Source organism: Halopolyspora algeriensis (assembly GCF_003337235.1).
GTDB classification, from domain to species: Bacteria; Actinomycetota; Actinomycetes; order Mycobacteriales; family Pseudonocardiaceae; genus Haloactinomyces; species Haloactinomyces algeriensis.
Genome location: NZ_QPJC01000014.1, coordinates 78,120 through 95,491, shown reverse-complemented (window position 1 = coordinate 95,491; position 17,372 = coordinate 78,120). Strand labels below are relative to the sequence as shown.

Sequence of the window (17,372 nt, the reverse complement as noted above, 5' to 3'; positions counted from 1 at the left end):
TGATCAGCCTGAGCAAAGCGACCGGCTCCGGCTTTTCAGATGGATGGATTGCAAGGCAGGGGGGCCACGTGATGTAGATGGCTACCTGATGTGGCCTCCAACGCCGCAAGGCGCCATCTGAGAAGGCGGTTCACCGACCACCGCGCCAGGTCGATCATGAAAGCACCCTAAGAGCGTGCGGCGCCGGGCACGACGTCCCGACCCGGCCGGCGTAACGGCCTCACTGCTGTACGGCGATGGACAGCGCTGCGGCGATCTCGGCACCCAGAAAATGGGTTTCGGCGTGCTGTGGTTCACCGACCAGGACGACGAGAGGGCCACCGAAGGGTTTGCGTTCGACGATCTCGATCCGGTTCCCCAGCGTCAGACCGTGCTCGGTGAGGTAGCGCAAGAGTTCGGAGTCGGTGTCCCAGACGCGTGCGATCGTGCCGACGGTCCCCGGGGCGAGTTGGTCCAGGAGTTTCGTGCTGGGATTTTCGACGTCCCCTTCGGATGTGGGAATCGGATCACCGTGCGGATCGTGGGTGGGGTGTCCGAGTTTCGCGGCGATGTGTTCGACGAGGTTGTCGGAGACCGCGTGCTCCAGGGAATCCGCCTCCTCGTGCACCTCGTCCCAGGTGTAGTCGAGTTCCTCGACCAGGAACAGCTCGAGGAGCCGATGTCTGCGCAGAACGTCGTAGGCCAGGCGGCGCCCCGCCGGTGTGAGTTCCACACTGCGGTACCGGACGTGAGTGACCAGGCCGAGCTGAGCCAGTTTGGTGAGCATGCCGGACACGGAGGAGGGGCTCAGGCCCAGACGGCTGGTCAGTGTCGCGTTGGTGACCGCGACCCCGCGCTCACTCAGCCCGTAGATCGCACGCACGTAGTCCTCCACCGAGGCGGAAGGACGCTCGGCCATGCTTGTCATAACTTCACGATAAGGCTGTACGACAGACCTTCGGTCGTGCCCCGGCAGGTGCGGGCCGGTGTCAGGCCAGTGATACGTCGAGAGCGAGCATCATCATCGCGCCGATGAGCAGTCCCAGGGTGGCGAGACGATCCTGTCCCTGGGCATGGGTCTGCGGGATGATCTCGTGGCAGATGATGTAGAGCATCCCCCCTGCGGCGAATCCCATCGCGTAGGGCAGCAGCGGCTGGGCCACGGCGACGACCGAGGCACCGAAGACGGCAGGCGGAATCTCGACGAGCCCGGCACGAGCACCGGTGATGCCCGCGTGGGAGGGATTTCCCGGCTTCAGCCTGCGGGCGGATACCGCCACGGCCAGCCCTTCGGGGATGTTCTGGACGCCGATGGCCAGCATGAGGGCGACGGCGTTGTCGATGTCGCCCGACCCGAATCCGACGCCCACGGCCAGCCCTTCGGGCATGTTGTGCAGCGCGATGGCGATGATGAAGAACACGGTGCCGGTCACGTGCGGGTTCGGCAGCACTGCCGGAGTCGCCGCACCGGCGGTGCTGCCGGACGTGTTCGGGGCTGCGGCTCCTGCCGGGGTGGTCGTGTGTTGCCGGGATGCGGCGACCGAGGTCTGCGGAAGGCGTCCGGTGATCACGCTCTGGATCCGGGGTGCCCACGCATCGGCGCGGGACAGCACCAGTGTGCCGAGCACGGCACCGGTGAGTACGGGCAGAGCTCCTCCCCGTTCGATGCCGGGCAGCAGGAGACTCGTGAAGCTCGCGCTGAGCATGATTCCGGCGGCGAATCCGAGTGCGGAGTTCAGTCCCCGTTGCGACGGGTTGCGCCAGACCAGTGCCATCAGCACGCCGAGCAGGTTGAGGGAGACGATCACCAAGCCGCCGACGAGTCCCTGTACGGCAGGATTGCTTCCCACCAAGCCGACGAAGATCTCCTCGGTCGTACTCATGGCACGCCCTTCATCGGTCTTTCCCCGCCGGTTCCGTCGTGCCCGGCATGCCGTGCTCCGTCCACGGTTGCACCATTTCCGTCGTGCTCCTGCCTGTGCACCGCCGCGGATGCTCGGCACCGTTCCCGGTACCCGCCTCAAAGTTACGGCGCCACGAAACTTTATTTTAGACATGCCTAACCATCGGCACAAACAGGCGCGCGGTCGCTCCCGAGGCAGTCACCCGCTCGAGCTGCTGCCCTGCTGTTCCCGGTCCGCCGCCGTCGTGGGACACTGAACCGGTTATGTCTTCCACCGCGCTCCCGCTCACGTTCGACGCGCCCCGGCGCGGTATGCCGCCGCGTCACCTCGCCGACCTGTCGGCCGAGCAACGCCGCTCCGCCGTGAGCGAGCTGGGGGAGAAGCCCTTCCGTGCCCGCCAGCTCGCGCACCACTACTTCGGTCGCCTCACCGACGATGTGGAGGCGATGACCGATGTTCCCGCAGCGAGCAGGACACGGCTCGGGCAGGAGCTGTTGCCGACACTGCTGACGCCCGTGCGCAAGCTCGACACCGACGGCGGAACGACCCGCAAGACGCTGTGGCGAGCCCACGACGGCACGATGCTGGAAAGCGTGCTGATGCGGTATCCGGACCGCGCCACCGTCTGCATCTCCAGCCAGGCCGGTTGCGGCATGGCCTGCCCGTTCTGCGCGACCGGCCAAGGTGGGCTCCAGCGCAACCTGTCCACTGCGGAGATCGTCGACCAGGTCCGCTCGGCGGCGGCGATGATGCGCGACGGTGAGGTTCCCGGAGGCTCCGGCAGGCTGTCCAACGTCGTGTTCATGGGGATGGGCGAGCCGCTGGCCAACTACCGGCGCGTGATCGACGCCGTGCACCGGATCTGCGATCCCGCACCGGACGGTCTGGGGCTGTCGCAGCGGTCCGTGACGATCTCGACGGTCGGGCTCGCACCGGCGATCCGGAAGATGACGGCCGAGAACCTGCACGTCACGCTGGCCGTGTCGCTGCACACTCCGGATGACGAACTCCGCGACACCCTGGTGCCGGTGAACAATCGCTGGCGGGTCGAGGAGGTCCTGGAGGCCGCCCGCGGTTACGCCGAGCACACCGGACGCCGGGTCTCCGTCGAATACGCGCTGATCCGCGACATCAACGACCACCCCTGGCGTGCTGACCTGCTCGGTAAGCTCCTGCGCAAGCATCTCGAGCAGTTCGCCCACGTCAACGTGATCCCCCTGAACCCCACCCCCGGCAGCAAGTGGGATGCCAGCCCGAAGCCGGTGGAGCGCGAGTTCGTCCGCCGGGTCCGGGACGCCGGTGTGCCCTGTACCGTCCGGGACACGCGGGGGCAGGAGATCGCTGCCGCGTGCGGGCAGCTCGCCGCCGAGGAATAGCGATCCGCACCCGTGCCCGTATCGCGACGACCCGTTGCGCTACCGGGCGGTGGTCCTGCGCACGTTTGCCATCATGGTGAGCCGTGACGGCGTCCCCCGACCCCGAGTCGCATTCCGACTCCGATCTCGAGCGCGTGCTCGAACGTCACCTCCACGTGCCCGTGCTGGCCGCTTCGGGAGCCTCGATACCCGCCGTGTTCCTGACCGCGCTGGAGGGTGTCGCCGAGACCGTCGGCATGGTGATCAACTGGGTGTCGATGGTGGTGCTCGCCGCCGAGTCGGTCCTGCTGTTCTGGGCCAGCGGGGACCGCCTCCGCTGGCTGCGTACGCACTGGTGGATGGTGGCGATCGTGGCGCTGACGATTCCGGCGGTGATCTTCGCCGTCGGCCCCGCCCAGGTGCTGCGGCTGGCGCGTGTGGTCACCGCGGTTCAGCTCATCCGGGTGGGCAAGCTGCTCAGGGTCGCCGGAATACTGCGCAGGCGCATCGAGCATCTGGGCAAGGTGGGCCGGGTCATCTGGGTGGGGGTGCTGCTGTTGGCCCTGGTGTTTCTGGGGATCGTGCTCGCCGACCCGAGCACGATCACGCGCAGGGCCCTGGAAGCGGGTCTCGAGCGGTGGGGATGGGCGGTGCTGCTGAGCATCGTCCTGCTTCCGGTGCTCGCCCTCGGCGGCACGATCCTGGCGTTGCGCAAGTGGCTCTTCGGTTCCCGGCGAACGCGCCCGACGCGTTCCGAGGAACCGCCGGAATCGTCCTGAGACCCCAGCCGGTCGCCGTCAGCGACGCCAGGAGAACTTGCGACGGCGCAGGTCGTAGATGAGACCGATGGCCATGACGGCGGCGATGCCGATCAGCCAGATATCGGCGCTGGTGAAGCCGTTGCCGCCACTGAGGATGCCCTGGTGGTTGCCGATGAGCATCATCACCATCGCGAACGTGGAAAACCAGCCGGCGATCTGGATGCCCTTCGGGAAGCCGCCGTGCCAGCCCCACTCGACCGACGGTTCCTCCTGGGGGTCCACGGCCTGACCGGGTTGCTGCCGAGGGGCCTTGTCCAGTTCCGTGCTTGCCACGTGTGTCCTCCTGTGCCCGTTGCGGTCGGCTTCATCCTCGCACACGCCACGCGGGCACGGTGCGCGCACCTGTGAGCAGCCCGGACGCGGTGGAACCGGGGGTGTCGTGTCGGGACACCCCCGGTCTGCGTCACCTGTCGGCGGGTTTGCCGCCCGCCCTGTCGCCGGCGACCATCCGGTAGAGCCCCAGCACGATGATCGAACCTGCGATGGCCAGCAGCCACGTGCTCAGCGACCAGAACTGCGTGATGCCCACTTCGAAGATCCAGCTGCCCAGGAAACCGCCCAGGAAGGCGCCGGCAACTCCGAGCAGCAGGGTCACCAGCACCCCGCCGGGGTCCCTTCCGGGCATGATGAGCTTGGCCAATGCGCCCGCGATGAGACCGAGCACGAGCCAGCCGATGATACTCACGCTGTCACCTCTTCCTGCCGTGGTGGCACGGACCGCTGTCCACAAGCCGATGATCACGGTCCACGGACGGGTTACCCGGATGCCGGACGGTGTAATCACCGCTCGTGCACCTCGTGGCACGTCGGCCCGATCGCTTCGGGGACAATGGTGACGATGCAGCCCGTCCAGCCTTCAGCAAGCTCTGCCTGCGAGCCCGCGCACTCCCCCCGGGGAGGAGAGGCTCCACCGGATCAGGCAGGTCCCGGGCCTGCCGGAACCGATGAGGTACGTACCGTCACCGTGCTCGGTTCGACCGGTTCGATCGGCACGCAGGCCCTGGATGTGATCCGTCGCAACCCGAAACGCTTCCGGGTTCTCGGCCTGGCGGCAGGGGGCGGCAATCCGCACGCGCTCGCAGCCCAGGCACTCGAGTTCGGTGCCGAGGTGGTCGCGGTGGCCAGGGGCACGGCGGTCGAGGACCTCCAGCTCGCCCTGTACGCCGAGGCGCAGCGTCTCGGCTACGCCACCGGCGAATTCCGGTTGCCGCGCTTGCTCGGGGGTCCGCGGGCGTCGACCGAGATCGTCGAGGCCACCGGCGCGGACGTTGTCCTCAACGGGATGGACGGGTCGCTGGGCCTGCGGCCCACGCTGGCCGCGCTGGACGCCGGCTCGCAACTGGCGCTGGCGAACAAGGAATCGCTGGTCGCAGGTGGCCCTCTTGTGCTGCGAAAGGCACAGCGGGGGCAGATCGTGCCGGTGGACTCCGAGCATTCGGCGCTGGCGCAGTGCCTGCTCGGCGGGCGTGCCGACGAGGTGGACCGGCTGGTGCTGACCGCGTCCGGGGGGCCGTTCCGGGGCCGCACGCGCGAGGAACTCGCCGAGGTCACCCTGGAGCAGGCACTGGCACACCCGACGTGGTCGATGGGCACGGTCGTGACCATCAACTCCGCCACGATGGTGAACAAGAGCCTGGAGCTGATCGAGGCGCACCTGCTGTTCGGCGTGGAGTACGACCGCATCGACGTCGTGGTGCATCCGCAGTCGATCGTGCATTCGATGGTCACCTTCGTGGACGGGTCGACCATCGCCCAGGCCAGCCCTCCGGACATGCGACTGCCCATCGCGCTCGGGCTGGACTGGCCGAACCGGCTTGCCGAGACGGCGCCGAGACTGACGTTCGACGAGGCGAGTACGTGGACCTTCGAACCACTCGACGACGAGGCGTTCCCGGCGGTCGCGCTCGCGCGGCACGCAGGCAGGACAGGCGGTTGCCTGCCCGCGATCTACAACGCCGCCAACGAGGAGGCGGTCGCGGCGTTCGTGCAGGCGAACACCGGTTTCACGTCGATCGTGCAGACTGTGGAAAGGGTGCTGGCCGCAGCTGACGAGTGGAGCTCGCAGCCGGGCAGTGTGGACGAGGTTTTCGAAGCGGAGGAGTGGGCCCGCGTGAAGTCCCGCGAACTCGTGGGTACGGGGAGAGTTCATTGATACTGGTTGTCCTGGGCATCGCGATCTTCTTCTTCGGATTGCTGTTCTCGATCGCCTGGCACGAGTTGGGGCATCTGGCGACGGCGAAGATGTTCGGCGTCAAAGTCACCCAGTACATGGTCGGTTTCGGCCGCACGCTCTTCTCGCGGCAGGGTCGGGAGACCGAGTACGGCGTCAAGGCCATCCCGCTCGGCGGCTACATCCGGATGATCGGCATGTTCCCGCCGAAGAAGGACGAGGAGTACGGGCGTACGGCCTCCTCGGCGCCCTGGCGTGCGATGGTCGAGGACGCTCGGCAGGCGGTGGCCGAGGAGGTCCGTCCCGAGGACTCGCACCGGCAGTTCTATCAGCGCAAGCCGTGGAAGCGCCTCATCGTGATGGCCGCGGGCCCGTTCATGAACCTGATCCTGGCGGTCGGCATCTTCGCGAGCGTGCTGATGGGCTACGGCCAGGCGGAACCGACCACCACCGTGGGAGAGGTCAGCAAGTGCGTGCTTCCCGCCGACGCGCCGAACACGCAGCGGTGCCCTCCGGACGCACCGCTCTCCCCGGCCGCGCAGGCGGGCCTGCGGCCCGGTGACGAGATCGTGTCGTTCAACGGGCAGCCGGTGCGGTCGTGGGAGCAGTTGCGAAGCACCATCCGCGATTCCTCGGGCACGGTGTCGATGGTCGTCGAGCGCGGTGGCGAGCGGGTCACGCTGACGCCGACGCTGATGCAGACGCAGCGGCCGAAGATCGACGATCCCGAGGAGACCGTCCGGGTCGGCTTCCTCGGCTTCGCCCCCGACACGGCCCTCGTGCGGCAGGACATCGCAGGCGTGGCCGACCGCATCGGCGGGATCATCGGCATGACCGCGCAGAAGGTCGTGGAGCTGCCCAGTGAGGTGCCCGACCTGGTCGGAGCCATCGCCGGGCAGGAGCGGGAACAGGACTCACCGGTCGGCATCGTGGGGGCCAGCCGTCTGGGTGGCCAGGTGTTGTCCTATGACGAGGCATCGGTCTCGGCGCGGCTGATCATGATGGTCCAGTTGCTGGCGGGCGTGAACCTGTCGCTGTTCCTGATCAACATGCTGCCACTGCTGCCGCTGGACGGCGGGCACATCGCGGGTGCGCTGTGGGAGTCGGCACGACGCAAGGTGGCGTGGTTGTTCCGGCGCCCGGATCCGGGGCCGTTCGACACCGCGAAGTTGATGCCGCTGGCCTACGCGGTCAGCCTCGTGTTCATCGCCTACTCGTTGCTGGTTCTCGTTGCCGACATCGTCAACCCGGTGACACTGTCCTGAGGTGTCCCGTACCACGGGCTGCCCGGGAGACAAACCACACTCGTTCGGGGGATGAGCAGCAGCGGTACGGCCGGGTGAGTGCCGACCCCGCTGAGGAACAGGCTGATCACCGGTATCGTGGACGCCGGCTGCCGCCGCGTTCCGGTCCGGTCGGAGCCCCGTGCGTCTTTCCGAGACAAGTCCCGAGGACCCGAAGGGTTCTCAGCCACAGTGCAGAGGTGGAGAGAAATCGATGACCGTCGATCTGGGCATGCCCTCGGCACCCGAGCCGGTGCTGGCCGAGCGGCGCAAGACCCGGCAGTTGCAGGTCGGCGCGGTCGGGGTGGGTAGTGATCACCCCATTTCCGTGCAGACGATGACGACCACCAACACCGCCGACATCAACGGCACGCTGCAGCAGATCGCCGAGCTCACGGCGGCGGGATGCGACATCGTGCGGGTGGCCTGCCCCAGTGCCGACGATGCCGAGGCCCTGCCCGCGATCGCGCAGAAGTCCCAGATCCCCGTCATCGCCGACATTCACTTCCAGCCGAAGTACGTCTTCGCCGCCATCGAGGCGGGGTGCGCGGGCGTGCGGGTCAACCCCGGCAACATCCGCAAGTTCGACGACCAGGTCGCCGAGATCTCCAAGGCCGCCAAGGACACCGGCACCCCGATCCGGATCGGCGTCAACGCGGGGTCGCTGGACCGGCGCATGATGGAGAAGTACGGCAAGGCGGTGCCGGAGGCGCTGGCCGAGTCGGCGCTGTGGGAGGCGGGCCTGTTCGCCGAGCACGACTTCCACGACATCAAGATCTCGGTCAAGCACAACGATCCGGTCGTCATGGTGCGGGCCTACGAGATCCTCGCCGAACGCTGCGATTACCCGCTGCACCTGGGAGTCACGGAGGCAGGGCCTGCCTTCCAGGGCACGATCAAGTCCGCGGTCGCGTTCGGCGCTTTGCTGCGTCAGGGCATCGGCGACACGATCCGGGTCTCGCTGTCGGCACCTCCGGTGGAGGAGATCAAGGTCGGCGCCCAGATCCTGCAGTCGATGAACCTGCGCCCGCGCAAGCTCGAGATCGTGTCCTGCCCGTCCTGTGGCCGGGCCCAGGTCGACGTGTACAAGCTCGCCGACGAGGTCACCGCCGGGTTGGAGGGCATGGAGGTCCCGCTGCGGGTCGCGGTGATGGGCTGCGTCGTCAACGGGCCCGGTGAGGCTCGGGAGGCCGACCTCGGGGTGGCCTCCGGAAACGGCAAGGGGCAGATCTTCGTCAAGGGTGAAGTGATCAAGACCGTGCCCGAGCACCAGATCGTCGAGACGCTGATCGAAGAGGCCGGACGTATCGCCGAGGGGATGGAGACCGATGGCCAGGACTCGGGCGATCCGGTGGTGACGGTCGGCTGAGTCCATCGTGGGTCGGGTGTGCCTGCCTGCACTCCCCACGTGCTCGCCGTTTCTGGCACTCTTGGCGAGTGCTCAAGCTTGCGGATGCACGACTGCTGGAGGACCGCGACCTCGCTCGCGTTCGTTCACTGCTGGAAGCCGACCCGGTGGTGGCCTGCATGGTCGCGTCGCGGATCGAGGACGCGGGGATACATCCACGCCGACTGGGCGGTGAGCTCTGGGGATACGGCAGCACCCTGGAGGGCCTGTGCTTTTCCGGGGTGAACCTGGTCCCGCTGCGCGGCGGTCGCGATGCGATGCGTGCCTTCGCCGAGCGCGCACGACGCCATCGCCGGGTCTGCTCCTCGTTGGTCGGTCCTTCGGAGCAGGTGCTGGCGCTGTGGGACGAACTCGCCCCGGAATGGGGTCCGGCCCGGGAGGTGCGAGCCGAGCAGCCGCTGCTGGTGATGTCCGAGCCGCCGCAGGGGCGCGTCGACGAGCTGGTGCGGCCCGTCCGGCCGGACGAGCTGGATCGCTATCTGCCCGCGGCGGTGGCGATGTTCACCGAGGAGGTGGGGGTGGACCCGCGCGGCGAAGGCGGTACGGCGGGGTACCGGGCTCGGGTCGCCGAACTGATCGCCGCCGGACGTGCCTTCGCCCGGTTCGAGAACGACGAGGTCGTGTTCAAGGCGGAGATCGGTGCGATGTCGCGTTCCGTCGGCCAGATCCAGGGGGTGTGGGTGCATCCGGACAGGCGGGGCGGCGGCCTGGGAACCGCCGGTACGGCGGCCGTCGCGGACCGGTTGGTCCGGGGGATGCGACGGACGGCGAGCCTGTATGTCAACGCCTTCAACGTCGCCGCCAGGGCGGCCTACCACAGGGTGGGATTCGAGCAGCGGGGAACGTTCAGCACCGTCCTGTTCTGAGAGCCCGTCTTGGAATTTGGTCAGGTGGTTGCTGAACCGTCGTCTCAGGCGGCGCCTTGCGGCGTTGCAGGCCACATCGAGTAGCCACTTCTCCGCCACGTGGCCAGCTGCCTTGCTGATGCCCGCCTGCGGGCATTCCGATCGAATACGCCGGAGTGGGTCGCCCTGCTCAGGCTGATCACCCGAGCGAAAGAACCAGATCAAAGACAGGCACTGAGGTGCGCGGATCGGCTTGGGTGATTGCTCCCACCGCCGCTTCCCCGGCGGTCGCTGCGTGACCGTTGTCGGGGATCTTGGGCATACTGCCGGGTGTGCGTATTGTCCGTACTCCTGTTGCCCGGGTCCTCGGCGTTCTGTCCGGCTTGCTGTTGGTGCTTCCCGCCGCGGGATGTGGGCTGATCGATACGGGGCCCTCGGCGAAAGACGTGGCCAAGGCCTTCCTGAGCTCGTTCGCGGCGGGAAATCACGCCGCTGCGGCGCAGCGGACCGACTCTCCCGAGGCGGCACGCCGGCTGCTGACGCAGACCCACGAGAGCCTGTCCCCGAAGAGTGTCACCGCGAAAGTCACCGACGTCACCGAAGGTGAGGGAAGGAACCCCACCACGATCGGTTCCGCCGTGTCGTGGAACTTCGGGAAGGGTCGCGTGTGGAGCTACACGACCACGATGGAGCTCACCCGCAACGGGGAGGGCTGGGCGGTGCACTGGGCGCCCTCGGTGCTCCATCCCGATCTCGCGGCGCAGCAGACTCTCGAGTTCCAGGAGCACGAGCCGAATCCCGCCCCGATCCTGGGGCGCGACGGGGCTCGGTTGATGGGCCCCGAGAAGCTGGTGCGGGTCACGGTCGTGCCGAAGGCAGTGGGCCCGGACCGGGCCGGTGTCGCCGCGTCGCTGGCCGAGGGCCTGAGCCCGGTCGCCCCGAGCATCACCCGGCAGGGGATCATGAAAGGTCTCGCGGACACCCCCGATGACCAGGCCTACCACGTCGTGACGTTGCGCCGGCCGGATTACGAGCGCGTCAAGCCGGAGATCTACGAACTGCCCGGGGTGCGTTTCCCGACGCGGACGGAGCTGATCACCGCAGAGCGTGACTACGCCTCGCAGGTGCTGCCCGCTGTCGCCGAACAGCTGCAGGACCGGATCGACGGTACGTCCGGATGGAGTGTGGTCACCCGCAACGCGGCGGGCAGACAGGTGCAGACCTTGCACAACACACCGCCGAAACCGGCGAAGTCGGTGAGCACGACCCTGTCCGACCGGGTGCAGAAGGCTGCGGAGAGCGCGGTGGACCCGCTACCGAAAGCAGCCGCGATCGTGGCGATGCAGCCGTCCACCGGAGAGCTGCTCGCCGTCGCCCAGAACGCCCCGGCCGATCGCAACGGTGCGGTGTCGCTGACCGGCCGGTATCCACCGGGATCGACGTTCAAGATCGTCACTGCGCTGGCCGCGCTGGAATCGGGCCGCGTCGACATGCACACCCCCGTGGAGTGCCCGGCGACGACGGTCGTCAACGGCCGGGAAATCCCCAACGCGCACCACTTCGATCTCGGTACCGTGCCGCTGCGGACGGCCTTCGCGAAATCCTGCAACACGACCTTTGCCCGGCTCGCCGCCGACCTGCCGCCCGGGGCCCTGACCACGGCGGCTCGCCAGCTCGGCCTGGGGGCGGATTTCGTGATTCCCGGCATCACGACGATCACCGGCGAGGTGCCGCGGGCGCAGCAACCGGTGCAGCGCGCGAGCAACGGGTTCGGTCAGGGCACGGTGCTGGCCAGCCCGTTCGGGATGACGATGGTGACGGCGTCGGTGGCCCATGGCGGCATGCCCACACCGAAGCTGGTTCGAAACAGCAGGACGGAGATCACCCGGTCTGCTCCCGAGCCGCCGTCGCAGGCTTCGATCGACCAGCTCCGGACGATGATGCGCGAGGTCGTCAAGACGGGTACCGCGACGGAACTGGCCCAAGCGGGTCCGGTCGCGGGCAAGACCGGCACGGCGCAGTACGGCGACGGCACACGTGCGCACGGCTGGTTCGTCGGCTACCGCGGTGACATGGCTTTCGCGGTGCTGCTCACCGACGCGGGCACCTCCGAGAAGGCCGTGGCGGTGGCGCGGAACTTCCTCGGGAAAACATAGCGCGATCGTCTTGTTACGCAGTGCAAGTACTGTGCTAGGTTGTGCCGCGCGGAGCGCGGCGGAGATTCGAGGTGCGCTCCGCCCGTTGTCGAGCGATCCCGCTTGGCCGGGGCGGTCGAGGCATGGGGTGAAAGGTGCCGCCATGCCGTGCCCCCGGTGGTCCATGACCTGTGCCAGTGCCCGTGGGGTGACTCCGGTGCGTCGAGCGAGAGTGAACAGGAGCTGCTGTGATTTACTTCGATTCTTCGGCGTTGATCAAACTGATCGCGCCCGAACCGGAGAGCGAGGCGCTGAGCGAGTGGGTGCTGCGCTATCGCGATCTGCCCCGGGTCACCAGCGCGGTGTCGAAGCTGGACGTGTTGCGCTCGTTCCGGGAGATGGGGCCTGCGGCGGAGGATCTGGCATCGATCGTCGTGTCGAAGATCGAGCAGCTCCCGGTACGCCAGGAGGTGCTGGACAGCGCCAGCGAGCTGGATTCCCTGCTCGGCCCTGTCGAGGCGATCCACCTTGCCTCGGCGTCCCGGTCGCGGGACGGTCTGCACGCTTTCGTCTCGTACGACCCCGTGATGCTGTCCGAGGCGCGCAGGGCCGGGCTGGCCACGGTTTCTCCCGGCGTGCCGAGTGAGCCTGTGTGATTGGCCATACCGTGGGTCGTGTGGCAACCACGCCTCGGCTCGGAGCTCCCGGCACGTTCTAGAGTGGGGGGTATGCCGGTACGAGCCCCGCTGAAGCCAGGTGTGCAGACCCCCCGTCGGCAGGTTCCGTCGACGATCGAGCGCCCCGAGTACGTCGACAAGCCGGCACCTCGGCGCAACACCGACCCCGATGTGCAGCCCCCCGAGGTCATCGACGCGATGCGGGTGGCGGGCAAGCTCGCCGCGCAGGCGCTGGCCGAGGCGGGCAAGGCGGTGCGGCCCGGCGTGACCACCGACCACATCGACGCGGTCGTGCACGATTTCTTCGTCGAGCACGGTGTGTACCCGTCGACCCTGGGCTATCGAGGGTTCCCGAAGTCCTGCTGCACCTCGCTGAACGAGGTCATCTGCCACGGCATCCCGGACTCGACGGTGATCGCCGACGGTGACATCGTCAACGTCGACGTCACCGGCTACGTGGGGGGCGTCCACGGGGACACCAACGCGACCTTCTACGCGGGTGAGGTCTCCGAGGAGGCACGGCTGCTGGTGGAGCGCACCCACGAGGCGACGATGCGGGCGATCCGTGCGGCCAAGCCCGGCAGGCAGCTGAACGTGATCGGCCGGGTCATCGAGTCCTATGCCAAGCGGTTCGACTACGGCGTGGTGCGCGACTTCACCGGCCACGGCATCGGCCGGTCCTTCCACAGCGGGCTGGTCATCCTGCACTACGACGAGCCGTCGGTGCAGACCGTGCTGGAACCCGGCATGACCTTCACCATCGAACCGATGATCACGCTCGGCACCCACGAGTACGACATCTGGGACGACGAGTGGACGGTCACCACGCGGGACAAGAGCTGGACCGCCCAGTTCGAGCACACCATCCTCATCACCGAGGACGGCAACGAGATCCTCACCCAGCCGTGATCGGCATGGGGTGGGCTTCCCACGGGCAGCCTGCCCGCCGTGCCTGTGAGGCACCGCACCCGGTGGGCGGCCGTGCCGCGCGGCCTGCGCGTGATGCGGTAGGAAAGCAGACGTGAATGCGCTGCTGGTTGCCGGGACGACGTCGGATGCGGGCAAGAGCGTGCTGGTCGCTGCGCTGTGCCGCTGGCTGGCCCGGCGTGGGGCCGAGGTCGCACCGTTCAAGGCCCAGAACATGTCGAACAACTCCCTGGTCACTCCCGGAGGCGGTGAGATCGGCCGTGCGCAGGCGCTGCAGGCGGCCGCGGCGGGGGTGGAGCCGACGGTGCGGTTCAACCCGGTGCTGCTCAAACCCGGCAGCGACCGCAGCTCCCAGGTCGTGGTGCTGGGAGAGGTGGCCGGGGAGGTCACCGCGATGTCCTACCGGGACCGCAAGGCCGCGTTGCTGGACACCGTCGTGTCCACGCTCGACGAGCTGCGTGCGGAGTACGACTACGTGATCTGTGAGGGCGCCGGATCACCTGCCGAGATCAACCTGCGGGCACACGACATCGCCAACATGGGGCTGGCCCGTGCGGCCGGGTTGCCGACACTGGTGATCGGCGACATCGACCGCGGCGGTGTTTTCGCGCAGCTCTTCGGCACGCTGGCCCTGCTGGATCCGGCTGATCAGGCCCTGGTCACCGGTTTCGTGGTCAACAAGTTCCGGGGAGATCCGGGACTGCTCGACCCCGGGCTCGACCAACTGCGGGCGCTCACCGGCCGCCCGGTGCACGGCGTGCTGCCCTGGTCCGAGGAACTCTGGCTCGACGCGGAGGACTCGCTGTCGTACGTGGCCGACGGTGTGGTCGGCCGCCCGGCCCCACCGATGGGGCAGCAGTGGCTACGGGTGGCCGTGCCGAGACTGCCCCGGATCTCCAATGCCACCGACGTGGAGGCGCTGGCCGCCGAGCCCGGTGTGTCGGTGCGCTTCGTGACCGAACCCTCGCGGCTGGCCGACGCCGACCTGGTCGTGCTGCCCGGATCGAAATCGACCGCGGCCGACCTGGAATGGTTGCGCGGTTCGGGGCTGGCCGACGCGATCGGGCAGCACGCCGCCGCGGGTCTGCCCGTGGCCGGTATCTGCGGTGGTTTCCAGATGCTCACCCGCCGGATCGTCGACAGCGTGGAGTCCGGTGCCACGGTCGCCGGATTCGGGTTGTTGGATCTGGAAATCGAGTTCGCGCCCGCGAAAACGCTGGCCAGGCCGACCGGTACCGCGTTCGGGGAGCCGGTGGCCGGCTACGAGATCCACCACGGGCGCGCGGTGCGCCGCGGTGACGGACTCTCCCCGCTGGTGATCCTGCCCGGTGGCGAGCCCGAGGGCGGCATCGACGGTTCGGTGGTGGGCACGCATTGGCACGGTCTGTTCGAAAACGACTCGTTCCGGCGGGAGTTCCTGCACTGGGCGGCCGAGCAGGCCGGGCGGAGTGGTTTCGTGCCCGCGAGCGGGACCGCCTTCGCCGAGCTCCGGCAGGCCCAGCTCGACCTGCTCGGTGATCTCGTGGAGCGGCATCTCGACACCGACGCCCTGCTGCGCCTGCTCGACCGCGGAGTGCCGAACGGCCTGCCCGTCCTCTCTCCGGGGCTCTCGGTCGCGGGCGATGGTGACCGCGGTCGAATACGAAAATGAGCGAAGTGATCGATGTGGCAGAACCCGCGGCCCTGCTCGAGGAACTGCTGGACCGCGCAGAGACCGGTGCGGAATTCCTCATCAGCCGGGATGGGGGTCCCCGCGTCCGGCTGGCTCCGTATCACGCATTCCGAGATGCCGACTGACTCGCCGCGTCCTCGCCGACCTGGGCGAGGAGCTCCTCCAGGAAGCCGCCTGCTTCGGCGACAGCTCGGTCGGGATCGCCGTCGCGCACCGCTTCGAGCAGCTCGGTGTGCCCGATGTGCCGGTCTGCCGGCCCCTCCGCGTCGAAGGTGGAGGCGACGCTGGACAGCACGGCCTCGCTGAGGCCCTGGTAGAGCTCGATGAGCACGGGATTGTGCGAGGCCTCCACGAGCCGCAGGTGAAAGCGGGTGTCCTGGGCGACGGCCTGCTCGCGGTCCCGCTCTCGCACGGCCGCGTCCCGGGTGTCGAGGATCGTCTCCAGGTCGCGAACGTCCTCGTCGGTGCGCGCGGTGGCCGCCAGGCGCGCGCTTTCGACCTCGAGTGCGCGACGAACCTCCAGGACCCGGCGCAGTTCCGAGCCACAAAGCCTGCGCACGGCGCCGGAGAGCTCGCTGGTGGCGCGCACGAACGTGCCGTCTCCCTGTCGGACCTCGAGGAGACCGGCATGTGCCAGTGCGCGGATCGCCTCGCGCACGGTGTTGCGGCCGACACCGAGGGCGGTGACGAGCTCGGCTTCCGGGGGGATGCGGCGGCCCAGCGGCCACTCGCCGGAGGACACCAGCTCCCGCATCTGGGCGATGACCTGATCCACCAGACCGGTCCGCGTGGTGGTGACCAGAGGCACAGGAGATCCTTTCATCCAAACATCCTACGTTTGCCATACTAGTACGCGATGTCTTCCGAGTCGTGTACCCAGCCTGCCTCCGACCACGTGGTCGACCGGGATACCGCCACCGGGGTAGCCGATACGCGCTGCGAGGTGCCCGCGCGCTCGGAGAAGGGGGCGAAGGGCACCGCCGCCGCCGGTGGCGGGCTGCTGCTCGTGGGGGTGGCGCTGGCCGCCGCGAACATGCGCCCGGCGGTGACCAGCCTTGCCACCCTGCTGGGTGGGGTGCAGGACTCACTCGGCGCGAGCACCACGTGGGCCAGCGTGATCACCTCGGTGCCCACGCTGTGTTTCGGCCTTGCCGGGATCGGTGCACCGCTGCTCGCACGGCGCTGGGGCAACACCCGGATCGTCGGGGTCTCGCTGGCCGTGCTGACCGTGGCGATGCTGCTGCGCGTGGCGGCCGGACCGTGGACCGTGCTGGGGGGAACGGTCCTGGTGTGTGCGGCGATCGCCATGTGCAACGTGCTGATCCCCGTCGTGGTCAAGGAGTTCTTCCCCGCCCGCGTGGGTCTGGCGACCGGTGTGTACACGACCGCCATGGCAGCGGGGGGCTCGGCGGGCTCGGCCTTCACACCGTGGCTGCGGTCCGGACTGGGCAGTTGGCAGTTCGCCCTGGAGATCTGGGCGGTGCTCGCGCTGGCCGCGTTCCTGGTCTGGGTTCCTGCGACCCGCAAACAGCGGTCGCCCGTGCAGACGGCGCCGACCTCGGCGAGCGGTCCGGGTCGCTCGCTCGCGCGCAGCCCGCTGGCATGGGCCGTCACGGCGTATTTCGCGATGCAGTCGCTGGTCGCCTATGTCGTGATGGGTTGGCTGCCCGAGGTGTTCAAGGCAGCGGGCATGGCGGCGGGCCAGGCAGGCGCGCTGCTCGGATTGCTCCTGCTGATCGGGGTGCCGATCAGCATGGTGCTCCCTCCGCTGGTGACCAGGACACGCAGCCAGTCCTGGTGGGCGCTCGGGTTGGCACTGATCGCGATCGCCGGTTTCCTCGGTCTTCTGCTGGCTCCGATGGCCGCGCCCGTGGTGTGGGCGTTGCTGATCGGCACCGGTATGAGCGCGTTCCCGCTGGCGCTGACGTTCATCTCGCTGCGTACGAGCAACGCGGCCGACACCGGCAGGCTTTCCGCGATGTCTCAGAGCATCGGGTATCTGATCGCCTCGGCGGGGCCGTTCCTGTTCGGGATGCTGCACACCCTCACGGCCGGCTGGGCCGCGTCGCTGACCGTGGTTCTGGTCATTCTGGCTCTGCAGGGCACCGTGGGGATCATCGCGGGCCGGCCCCGGACGGTGTGACCCGCGCCGGACGGCCGAGTCCCTCCGGTGGGCGGTGTGGCGTCGTGATCCCC

At 68.5% G+C, this 17,372-nt stretch carries 17 protein-coding genes; 12 read left to right on the top strand and 5 right to left on the bottom strand.

What is annotated here, in order from left to right; translation table 11 throughout:
- Positions 1-220: 220 nt before the first annotated feature.
- Both DFQ14_RS18625 and DFQ14_RS18620 read right to left on the bottom strand, forming a co-directional pair.
- Positions 221-907 (bottom strand): metal-dependent transcriptional regulator, encoded by a 687-nt coding sequence (locus tag DFQ14_RS18625; RefSeq protein ID WP_114454597.1) that lies wholly within the window; start codon positions 905-907, stop codon positions 221-223.
- Positions 908-968: 61 nt separating this feature from the next.
- Positions 969-1,862 carry a ZIP family metal transporter gene (locus DFQ14_RS18620; RefSeq protein WP_114454596.1) on the bottom strand — a complete coding sequence of 298 codons (894 nt, stop codon included), beginning with the start codon at positions 1,860-1,862 and terminating at the stop codon, positions 969-971.
- A 284-nt stretch (positions 1,863-2,146) separates the two neighbouring features.
- Between DFQ14_RS18620 and rlmN the strand changes: the two genes are divergently transcribed.
- Together rlmN and DFQ14_RS18610 are read left to right on the top strand one after the other, a co-directional pair.
- Positions 2,147-3,259: a dual-specificity RNA methyltransferase RlmN gene (rlmN, locus tag DFQ14_RS18615; RefSeq protein WP_114454595.1), complete on the top strand. Its 1,113-nt coding sequence runs from the start codon at positions 2,147-2,149 to the stop codon at positions 3,257-3,259.
- Between the two features lie 83 nt (positions 3,260-3,342).
- Entirely contained in the window at positions 3,343-4,017 is a 675-nt protein-coding gene (locus DFQ14_RS18610) for an ion transporter (RefSeq protein WP_114454594.1), read from the top strand.
- Positions 4,018-4,035: 18 nt separating this feature from the next.
- On the opposite strand, the gene DFQ14_RS18605 is transcribed toward DFQ14_RS18610, so the two are convergent.
- Positions 4,036-4,332, bottom strand: a complete 297-nt coding sequence (locus DFQ14_RS18605) for a DUF2631 domain-containing protein (protein ID WP_114454593.1) — start codon at positions 4,330-4,332, stop codon at positions 4,036-4,038.
- A 130-nt stretch (positions 4,333-4,462) separates the two neighbouring features.
- The gene (locus tag DFQ14_RS18600) at positions 4,463-4,744 is read right to left on the bottom strand and encodes a GlsB/YeaQ/YmgE family stress response membrane protein (RefSeq protein WP_114454592.1); all 282 of its coding nucleotides are present in this window, start codon (positions 4,742-4,744) and stop codon (positions 4,463-4,465) included.
- A 279-nt stretch (positions 4,745-5,023) separates the two neighbouring features.
- On the opposite strand from DFQ14_RS18600, the gene dxr reads away from it, so the two are divergent.
- The 9 genes from dxr to DFQ14_RS21925 all read left to right on the top strand — a co-directional run bounded on the left by dxr (position 5,024) and on the right by DFQ14_RS21925 (position 15,301).
- Positions 5,024-6,211 (top strand): 1-deoxy-D-xylulose-5-phosphate reductoisomerase, encoded by a 1,188-nt coding sequence (gene dxr / locus DFQ14_RS18595; RefSeq protein WP_246195497.1) that lies wholly within the window; start codon positions 5,024-5,026, stop codon positions 6,209-6,211.
- Complete coding sequence (locus DFQ14_RS18590; protein ID WP_114454644.1) at positions 6,211-7,494, top strand: M50 family metallopeptidase; 1,284 nt, start codon at positions 6,211-6,213, stop codon at positions 7,492-7,494. Before dxr ends, DFQ14_RS18590 begins: the two co-directional genes overlap by 1 nt.
- A 232-nt stretch (positions 7,495-7,726) precedes the next feature.
- Positions 7,727-8,881 (top strand): flavodoxin-dependent (E)-4-hydroxy-3-methylbut-2-enyl-diphosphate synthase, encoded by a 1,155-nt coding sequence (gene ispG, locus DFQ14_RS18585; protein WP_114454591.1) that lies wholly within the window; start codon positions 7,727-7,729, stop codon positions 8,879-8,881.
- 68 nt (positions 8,882-8,949) lie between these two features.
- The gene (locus DFQ14_RS18580) at positions 8,950-9,786 is read left to right on the top strand and encodes a GNAT family N-acetyltransferase (RefSeq protein WP_114454590.1); all 837 of its coding nucleotides are present in this window, start codon (positions 8,950-8,952) and stop codon (positions 9,784-9,786) included.
- A 311-nt stretch (positions 9,787-10,097) separates the two neighbouring features.
- Positions 10,098-11,921, top strand: a complete 1,824-nt coding sequence (locus DFQ14_RS18575; RefSeq protein WP_246195496.1) for a penicillin-binding transpeptidase domain-containing protein — start codon at positions 10,098-10,100, stop codon at positions 11,919-11,921.
- A gap of 227 nt (positions 11,922-12,148) precedes the next feature.
- A complete protein-coding gene (locus DFQ14_RS18570; protein WP_114454589.1) occupies positions 12,149-12,556 on the top strand; it encodes a type II toxin-antitoxin system VapC family toxin in 408 nt (135 codons plus the stop codon).
- A 72-nt stretch (positions 12,557-12,628) separates the two neighbouring features.
- Positions 12,629-13,486 carry a type I methionyl aminopeptidase gene (map, locus tag DFQ14_RS18565; protein WP_114454588.1) on the top strand — a complete coding sequence of 286 codons (858 nt, stop codon included), beginning with the start codon at positions 12,629-12,631 and terminating at the stop codon, positions 13,484-13,486.
- 112 nt (positions 13,487-13,598) lie between these two features.
- Complete coding sequence (locus tag DFQ14_RS18560) at positions 13,599-15,155, top strand: cobyric acid synthase (RefSeq protein WP_114454587.1); 1,557 nt, start codon at positions 13,599-13,601, stop codon at positions 15,153-15,155.
- Complete coding sequence (locus DFQ14_RS21925) at positions 15,152-15,301, top strand: hypothetical protein (protein ID WP_158546722.1); 150 nt, start codon at positions 15,152-15,154, stop codon at positions 15,299-15,301. Before DFQ14_RS18560 ends, DFQ14_RS21925 begins: the two co-directional genes overlap by 4 nt.
- Here the strand turns inward: DFQ14_RS21925 and DFQ14_RS18555 are convergent.
- Positions 15,277-15,984, bottom strand: coding sequence for a FadR/GntR family transcriptional regulator (locus tag DFQ14_RS18555; RefSeq protein WP_114454586.1), 708 nt, complete (start codon positions 15,982-15,984; stop codon positions 15,277-15,279). The two genes, DFQ14_RS21925 and DFQ14_RS18555, sit on opposite strands and share 25 nt — an antisense overlap.
- Positions 15,985-16,032: 48 nt before the next feature.
- On the opposite strand from DFQ14_RS18555, the gene DFQ14_RS18550 reads away from it, so the two are divergent.
- Complete coding sequence (locus tag DFQ14_RS18550; RefSeq protein ID WP_114454585.1) at positions 16,033-17,319, top strand: CynX/NimT family MFS transporter; 1,287 nt, start codon at positions 16,033-16,035, stop codon at positions 17,317-17,319.
- The last annotated feature ends 53 nt before the right edge of the window (positions 17,320-17,372 follow it).

Coding starts and splice junctions, on each gene's coding strand:
- DFQ14_RS18625 (WP_114454597.1), bottom strand. CDS start 907: ATGACAAGCATGGCCGAGCGTCCTTCCGCCTCGGTGGAGGACTACGTG.
- DFQ14_RS18620 (WP_114454596.1), bottom strand. CDS start 1,862: ATGAGTACGACCGAGGAGATCTTCGTCGGCTTGGTGGGAAGCAATCCT.
- rlmN (WP_114454595.1), top strand. CDS start 2,147: ATGTCTTCCACCGCGCTCCCGCTCACGTTCGACGCGCCCCGGCGCGGT.
- ispG (WP_114454591.1), top strand. CDS start 7,727: ATGACCGTCGATCTGGGCATGCCCTCGGCACCCGAGCCGGTGCTGGCC.
- map (WP_114454588.1), top strand. CDS start 12,629: ATGCCGGTACGAGCCCCGCTGAAGCCAGGTGTGCAGACCCCCCGTCGG.
- DFQ14_RS21925 (WP_158546722.1), top strand. CDS start 15,152: ATGAGCGAAGTGATCGATGTGGCAGAACCCGCGGCCCTGCTCGAGGAA.
- DFQ14_RS18550 (WP_114454585.1), top strand. CDS start 16,033: ATGTCTTCCGAGTCGTGTACCCAGCCTGCCTCCGACCACGTGGTCGAC.